Annotated in this window: 6 protein-coding genes; 5 read left to right on the plus strand and 1 reads right to left on the minus strand. The window is 71.7% G+C overall.

Going from position 1 to position 8,044, the window contains the following annotated elements; genetic code table 11:
- Positions 1-65: 65 nt before the first annotated feature.
- Entirely contained in the window at positions 66-554 is a 489-nt protein-coding gene (locus AB8Z75_RS27490) for an inorganic diphosphatase (RefSeq protein ID WP_114019035.1), read from the minus strand.
- Between the two features lie 132 nt (positions 555-686).
- Between AB8Z75_RS27490 and dacB the strand changes: the two genes are divergently transcribed.
- The 5 genes from dacB to ftsH form a co-directional block, all read left to right on the plus strand.
- On the plus strand, positions 687-2,291 hold the full coding sequence (gene dacB, locus AB8Z75_RS27495) for a D-alanyl-D-alanine carboxypeptidase/D-alanyl-D-alanine-endopeptidase (protein ID WP_369206589.1): 1,605 nt from the start codon (positions 687-689) through the stop codon (positions 2,289-2,291).
- A gap of 237 nt (positions 2,292-2,528) precedes the next feature.
- Positions 2,529-3,674 carry a zinc-dependent metalloprotease gene (locus AB8Z75_RS27500; protein WP_369206591.1) on the plus strand — a complete coding sequence of 382 codons (1,146 nt, stop codon included), beginning with the start codon at positions 2,529-2,531 and terminating at the stop codon, positions 3,672-3,674.
- A gap of 220 nt (positions 3,675-3,894) precedes the next feature.
- A complete protein-coding gene (gene tilS / locus AB8Z75_RS27505; protein WP_369206593.1) occupies positions 3,895-5,286 on the plus strand; it encodes a tRNA lysidine(34) synthetase TilS in 1,392 nt (463 codons plus the stop codon).
- 102 nt (positions 5,287-5,388) lie between these two features.
- Positions 5,389-5,928 (plus strand): hypoxanthine phosphoribosyltransferase, encoded by a 540-nt coding sequence (gene hpt, locus AB8Z75_RS27510; RefSeq protein ID WP_369206597.1) that lies wholly within the window; start codon positions 5,389-5,391, stop codon positions 5,926-5,928.
- 215 nt (positions 5,929-6,143) lie between these two features.
- Positions 6,144-8,044, plus strand: a 1,901-nt coding sequence (ftsH, locus tag AB8Z75_RS27515) for an ATP-dependent zinc metalloprotease FtsH (protein ID WP_369206595.1), incomplete at its 3' end; no start/stop codon positions are given.

Genomic DNA, 8,044 nt, shown 5'->3' on the forward strand with positions numbered 1-8,044 from the left:
GCCCACAGAAAGGGGAAGGCCATGGGGGGCCCGCCCCAAGGGAACGGCAACAGAGAGAGAAAGGCTCAGTGCCCCGCGGCAGCAAGCCGCTTGATCGAAGCCTCCACCTCGGACTCCGCCTCAGCCCGCCCCACCCAGTCAGCCCCCTCGACGGACTTACCGGGCTCCAGGTCCTTGTAGACCTCGAAGAAGTGCTGGATCTCGAGCCGGTCGAACTCGCTGACGTGGTGGATGTCGCGCAGGTGCTCCATCCGCGGGTCGGAGGCGGGCACGCACAGCAGCTTGTCGTCGCCGCCGGCCTCGTCGGTCATGCGGAACATCCCGATGGCGCGGCACTTGATGATGCACCCGGGGAAGGTGGGCTCCTCCAGCAGGACGAGCGCGTCGAGCGGGTCGCCGTCCTCGCCCAGGGTGCCGTCGACGAAGCCGTAGTCCGCAGGGTACACGGTCGAGGTGAACAGGTGGCGGTCGAGGCGGATGCGGCCCGTCTCGTGGTCGACCTCGTACTTGTTCCGCGAGCCCTTCGGGATCTCGATGGTGACGTCGAACTCCAAGGGAGGCTCCTCCGTATAGATCATGATGAGATCAGCACTCGTGTGCCCTGGGGGCCGTCCCCCAGAAGAACTCCAGTCTGGTGATTAAGTGTCCCCCACGCACATGTGTGCTCGCGAAAGGGGCTGGTCGTGGTGCATGACGCCGTAGCGAAGGTGCGTGACACCGCGAACCGGGCATTCCGTTCCGCTTCCCGGGTGGCCCGTCGGGCGCGTGGCCGTGCCCGGGTCACCGTGCGTGCGGCCCGACGTCGCTGGCGGGCCGCCGCCCCGCAGCAGCGCCAGACCGTGCGGCTGGCCGCCGCCTCCGCCGCACTGGGACTCGTGGTCGCGCTGGTGGCGGTGACCGCCGCGGGGCCGTGGGACTCGGGTCAGCGTACGGCCGAGCGGGTGTGGGCGGCCCGGCAAGGGGCGGGAAGTGGCGGGGACCACACGCCAGGCGGGGGCGCTCCCGTGCTCACGGCGCCGCAGGTGCTGGCCGCGGCCGGGCCGACGGCACGCCGGGACCAGGGAGCGGGCGGGCCGCAGAGCGGGTCGGGCGGGACCCGCCCCGAGCAGGTGCCGCCGCCCACGGTCTCGGCGCTCGCCGACACGCTCGAACCGCTGATCGAGGACGGGGCGCTCGGCACGGTGCGCCACGCGTCGGTCGTGGACGCCGTCACCGGCCGGCAGCTGTTCTCGAAGGGTGCCTCGAAAGTCTCCGCGCCCGCTTCCACGATCAAGCTGGCGACGGCCGTCGCCGCGCTGAAGGCGCGCGGGGACACCTACCGCATCGCCACCAGGGCGGTGGGCAGGGGGGACCGCGTCACCCTGGTCGGCGGCGGCGACCCCACGCTGACCGAGGGCCAGGTGCGGGACCTGGCCGAGGAGGCTGCCCGCGCCCTGGAGAAGAAGGGTGTCGAGGACGTGCGCGTCCGCTACGACACCTCGCTCTACGAGGGGACCGAACAGCACCCCATCGGGCCCAACGAGAACATCGCCCGCGTCACCCCCCTGATGGTGGAGGAGGGCAGGAGCGACGGCAGCGACCACGGCCCCGCGCCCCGGGCAGCCGACCCGGCGCGGGAGGCCGCCGCCCTGTTCGCCGACCGCCTGCGGAAGGCGGGCGTCACCGTCGAGGGGGAGCCGAAGGAGCGCACGGCGCACGAGGACGCACACACGCTCGCCGCGCACCGGTCGCAGCCGCTGAGCGCGCTGGTCGAGCGGATGCTCACCAACAGCGACAACGACATCGCCGAGGCCCTCGCCCGCCAGACGGCGCTGGCCGAGGACGCTTCCGCGAGCTTCGAGGGGGCGGGCCGCGCGGTCAAGAAGACGCTGGAGCGGCTCGGCCTGCCCGTCAAGGGGGCCCGCTTCGAGGACGGCAGCGGCCTCGACCGCGGCGACCGGGTCTCGCCCGCGCTGCTGACGAGGCTGCTCACTCTGGCGGCCGATCCCCACCGGCCGGACCTGCGCACCGTACTGACAGGCCTGCCCGTCGCCGGGTTCACCGGCACGTTGGACGACCGCTACGGCGGCGAGCGGGGCGAGCCGGGCGCGGGCCTCGTACGGGCGAAGACCGGCACGCTGACCGGGGTGAACACGCTGGCGGGCACGGTGGTGGACGCGGACGGGCGGATGCTGGCCTTCGCCTTCATGACCAGCGGCGCCCCGGGCGCCGACGCGGCGGAGAAGTCGCTCGACCGCATGGCCTCCACCCTCGCCAACTGCGGCTGCCGCGACTCGCCGTCCGCGGGCTGAGCCGACCGCACGCGACACCGCCGCCGGGCGGCGGGAGCCGGACTGAGCCGACCGGCACGAGATACCGCCGCCGAACGGCGGGTACCACGGGGGCAAGCCGTCCCGCGCCGCCGGTGAACCCCGGAAAGACGCGGGCCGCGCCGTTCGGCGACCCGGGAGACCGGGCCCGCTCCCCTAAGGGACGCCTGGTCCTCCGGTCGCCTCCCGGACGGCGCGCACGGCACGTACGGTGAAGGAATGACGAGCCTCGGTGGTGTGGAGATGGTCGACTGGAATCTCGCGGTCTCGACCGCGACCCGGCTCGGACGGCCGGGCCCTGAGGTGAGCCGGGAGGAGGCGCGCGGCATCGTCGCGGAGCTGCGGCGGCACGCCGAGGCCTCCGAGGAGCACGTGCGCGGCTTCACCAAGCTGAGTCCCACCGGTGAGCAGGCGGACACCCCTGTTCTCGTGGTGGACCGCGCCGGCTGGGTGAAGGCCAATGTCGCGGGCTTCCGCGAGCTGCTCTCCCCGCTGCTGAAGAAGGTGCAGGAGCGCCGTGCCGGGGTGCCGGGCGGCGCTGTGCTGGGCGCCGTCGGCGGCAAGGTCACCGGCGTCGAGGTGGGGATGCTGCTGTCGTTCCTCTCCTCCCGGGTGCTGGGGCAGTACGAGACGTTCGCCCCGGCGGGCCGTGACCTGCCGGGCGGTGCGGACGGCGGCGGGCGCCTGCTGCTGGTGGCGCCGAACATCGTGAGCGTCGAGCGGGAGCTGAAGGTGGACCCGCACGACTTCCGGCTGTGGGTGTGCCTGCACGAGGAGACGCACCGTACGCAGTTCACGGCCGTGCCCTGGCTCCGTGATCACCTGCGGATGGAGATCCAGGCGTTCCTGGAGCAGACCGACATCGATCCCTCCACGCTGCTGGAGCGGGTCAGGGAGGCCGTGCAGGCGCTGAGCGGCGGCAAGCCGGGCGAGGGTGACCAGGGGGCCGCCGAGGCCGGGGCGGAGGAGAAGCCCAGCCTCGTCGAGCTGGTGCAGACCCCGGCGCAGCGCGAGGTCCTCGGCCGGCTGACGGCCGTGATGTCGCTGCTGGAGGGCCACGCCGACTACGTGATGGACGGGGTGGGGCCGCAGGTCGTCCCGTCGGTCACGGAGATCCGGGAGAAGTTCCAAAAGCGCCGTGCCAGCGGCGCGAGCCGGCTCGACCTGGCGCTGCGCAAGCTGCTGGGGCTGGACGCGAAGCTGCGCCAGTACCGGGACGGGGAGCGGTTCGTGCGCGCCGTGGTGGACGAGGTGGGCATGGAGGGGTTCAACCGGGTGTGGACCTCCCCGAACACCCTGCCGACGAAGGCGGAGATCGCCGCGCCCGCCGAGTGGATCGCGCGGGTGCACCGCAAGGCCGAGTGAGGCGCCGTGGGGCGCTTCGGACGCGGTTCCAATCACTCTTCCGAGGGACCGTGTGGGCGGGGTACGCGTGCGATGCTCGGGTAACACGGTTCGTCTCTGTCACCATCGGCATACCCAGCGTGATAAGAGTCGGCCTTCAACTCCCCCCAAGCGCCCCGAGTACCGCGGAGCCCCCACCCGCGGCGTAGGCGCAGATCCTTGACGAGGAAGTGAATCGGACATGGGTCCCCACCCCGCGGTCGCCGCGATACGCCTGGCGGTACGCCGCACACTCCACGACGTGCTCAGCGCCTCGGCCCCGCAGGCCGGGCAGGTGGCCGCCGCCGGCACCGCGACGCACCCGGCCGACCCCACGGCAGCAGCCCCCGCGGCAGCAGCCCCCGCGGCAGCAGCCCCCGCGGCCTCGGCCCCGACGGCCCCCACGGCCGCCCCCGCGGAGCCGCTGCCGCCGCTCGTCCTGGTGGCCTGCTCAGGCGGCGCCGACTCCATGGCGCTCGCGTCGGCGCTCGCCTTCGAGGCCCCCCGCCTCGGCGTGCGCGCGGGAGGCGTCACGGTCGACCACGGCCTCCAGGCCGGCTCCGCCGAACGGGCCGAGGACGTGGCAGGCCGCCTCACCGGTCTCGGCCTCGACCCGGTCGAGTCGGTCGCCGTGCGGATCGGCCGCACCAGCACCGGGCCGGAGGCTGCCGCGCGTGAGGCGCGCTACGCCGCGCTCGACGAGGTCGCCGAGCGGTACGGCGCTGCCGCCGTCCTGCTCGGCCACACGCGCGACGACCAGGCCGAGACGGTGCTGCTCGGCCTGGCCCGCGGCTCCGGCACCCGCTCGCTGTCGGGCATGGCCGCGGTCTCTGGGCCGCAGGGCCGCTACCGGCGTCCGTTCCTGGGCGTGGACCGCCAGACCACCCGCAAGGCGTGCATGGTCCAGTCGCTCCCAGTCTGGGACGACCCGCACAACACGGACCCCGCCTACACCCGCTCCCGGGTGCGCCACGAGGCGCTGCCCGCCCTGGAGAAGGCGCTCGGCAAGGGCGTGATCGAGGCGCTGGCGCGTACGGCCCAGCTCTCCCGCGACGACGCCGACGCGCTGGACGCCTGGACGGACGACGCCGAGCGTGCGGTCCTGCGCACCCCCCAGCAGGCCGCCTCGCCCGAGGACACCTACGAGACGGCGCCCGGGCCCCGCGTGGAGGAGATGCCCGAGACGGCGCCCGGGCCCCGCGTGGAGGAGATGCCCGAGACGGCGCCCGGGCCCCGCTCGGAGGCCGACCCCGTGGCGGTGCCGGGGTCCCAGGCCGGCTCCGACGCGGCGGCGGGTGCGGTGGCGCGGGCCGTGGCCGCGCAGCCGGGCGACCCCGTCGCCGGATCGGACGTACGCGTGGAACTGGATGTCGCGCGGCTGTACGCGCTGCCGCCCGCGGTGCGCCGCCGGGTGCTGCGCCGGGCCGCGATCGAGGCGGGCTCGCCGGCCGGCTCCCTCTTCGCCCGGCACATCGAGGAGATGGACCGGCTGCTGACCGCGTGGCGCGGCCAGCGGGCGTTGAACCTCCCCGGGCGTGTGGAGGTCGCACGGCAGGGTGGCAGACTGGTCGTTCGGCACGGCTCACCGAACTGACCGGCGTCCGGGCACCCACCCGGGTCGACCGTCCGGTCTCCCGGCGGGTCGGGACCTTGGCGGACTCGACGAGCGAGAGCGGCACGGGTGGACGAGAAAGACATGGGCACGGACCTGGAGTCGGTGCTGGTCAGCAAGGAAGAGATCGACGCGAAGCTGGCTGAGCTGGCGGCGAGGATCGACGCGGAGTACGCGGGCAAGGACGTGCTGCTGGTCGGGGTGCTCAAGGGCGCGGTCATGGTGATGGCCGACCTGGCACGGACGCTGTCCACCCCGGCGACGATGGACTGGATGGCGGTCTCCTCCTACGGAGCGGGCACCCAGTCCTCGGGGGTGGTCCGCATCCTCAAGGACCTGGACACCGACATCAAGGGCAGACACGTCCTGATCGTCGAGGACATCATCGACTCGGGCCTGACGCTGTCGTGGCTGCTGTCGAACCTCGGCTCGCGCGAGCCCGCCTCGTTGAACGTGTGCACACTGCTGCGCAAGCCGGACGCGGCCAAGGTGGCGATCGACGTGAAGTGGGTGGGGTTCGACATCCCCAACGAGTTCGTCGTCGGCTACGGGCTCGACTACGCGGAGAAGTACCGCAACCTCCCCTTCGTCGGCACGCTCGCCCCGCACGTCTACGGCGGCTGACGCATTTCGTACAGGCTTTCGGTGCGAGAACCCCCGCGTTGCCGTACGGGGTTTCGGGCCGGGAACACAGGGACGGTTCCCCTCGTTGGACGTGCGGAGGACGGTGTGGTTGACCGTCCTCGGCGGCGCCGGGTGACAATGCTGGGGTACCGTCCGAAGGTCAGGCTTTTCAACTCACTGTGGCAGGAGGGACGGGGCGCACGCGCTCCGTATGGATGGACGTGAAGCGATACTTCCGCGGGCCGGTCATGTGGATCGTGCTGGCCGTCCTTGCCGTGGTCGTGTTGATGCAGGTCGTCGGCTCGTCCGGCGGCTTCAAGACGGTGGACACCGGCCAGGTCGTACAGGCGATCCGACAGGACAAGGTGAAGTCCGCCGAGCTCACCACGGGCGACGAACAGATCGTCAAGCTGGAGCTCAAGGACGGCGCCAAGGTCGAGGACAGCGACAAGATCAAGGCGAGTTACATCGACGACCAGGGCGTCGACATCGCCAAGGAGCTTCAGCAGAAGTACGACCAGAAGGAGATCCCGAAGGGATACACGGTCGCACCGCAGAAGCAGAACCCGTTCGTCGGGATGCTGATCTCCTTCCTGCCGTTCGTGCTGATCATCGTCATCTTCCTGTTCTTGATGAACCAGATGCAGGGCGGCGGCTCCCGAGTGATGAACTTCGGGAAGTCCAAGGCCAAGCTCATCACCAAGGACACCCCGAAGACGACGTTCACCGACGTGGCAGGTTCGGACGAGGCCGTCGAGGAGCTCCAGGAGATCAAGGAGTTCCTGCAGGAGCCGGCCAAGTTCCAGGCGGTCGGTGCCAAGATTCCCAAGGGCGTGCTGCTCTACGGCCCTCCGGGCACGGGTAAGACGCTGCTGGCCCGCGCCGTCGCGGGCGAGGCCGGCGTGCCCTTCTACTCGATCTCCGGCTCCGACTTCGTCGAGATGTTCGTCGGTGTCGGCGCCTCCCGGGTGCGCGACCTGTTCGAGCAGGCCAAGGCCAACGCGCCGGCCATCGTCTTCGTCGACGAGATCGACGCCGTCGGCCGCCACCGGGGCGCCGGCATGGGCGGCGGCCACGACGAGCGCGAGCAGACGCTGAACCAGCTGCTGGTCGAGATGGACGGCTTCGACGTGAAGGGCGGCGTCATCCTGATCGCCGCCACCAACCGGCCCGACATCCTGGACCCGGCGCTGCTGCGCCCCGGCCGTTTCGACCGGCAGATCGCGGTCGACAGGCCCGACATGCAGGGCCGCCTGGAGATCCTCCAGGTCCACCAGAAGGGCAAGCCGATGGCGCCCGACGTGGATCTGAGTGCGGTCGCCCGGCGCACCCCCGGCTTCACCGGCGCCGACCTGAGCAACGTCCTCAACGAGGCCGCCCTGCTCACGGCCCGTGGCGACCAGAAGCTGATCGACAACAAGTATCTGGACGAGGCGATCGACCGCGTCGTGGCAGGCCCGCAGAAGCGGACCAGGATCATGAGCGACAAGGAGAAGAAGATCACCGCGTACCACGAGGGCGGACACGCCCTGGTCGCGGCGGCCTCACCGAACTCCGACCCCGTCCACAAGATCACCATTCTGTCCAGAGGCCGGGCCCTGGGCTACACGATGGTGCTCCCCGACGAGGACAAGTACTCCACCACGCGGAACGAGATGCTCGACCAGCTCGCCTACATGATGGGCGGTCGCGCGGCCGAGGAGCTCGTCTTCCACGACCCGACCACGGGCGCGGCCAACGACATCGAGAAGGCCACGGCCACGGCCCGGGCGATGGTCACCCAGTACGGCATGACCGAGCGGCTGGGCGCCATCAAGTTCGGCTCCGACCAGTCCGAGCCCTTCCTGGGCAAGGAGATGGCCCACCAGCGCGACTACTCCGAGGAGGTCGCCGGGCTGGTGGACGAGGAGGTCAAGAAGCTGATCGAGACGGCGCACAACGAAGCCTGGGAAATCCTGGTGGAGAACCGCGACGTCCTCGACAACCTCGTCCTGGCCCTGCTGGAGAAGGAGACGCTGAACAAGGAGGAGATCGCCGAGGTCTTCGCCCCCGTCGTCAAGCGCCCCGGCCGCCCGGCGTGGACCGGCTCCTCGCGGCGCACCCCCTCCACCCGACC

The sequence above is a fragment of the Streptomyces sp. PU-14G genome (assembly GCF_041028275.1).
Lineage (GTDB): Bacteria > Actinomycetota > Actinomycetes > Streptomycetales > Streptomycetaceae > Streptomyces.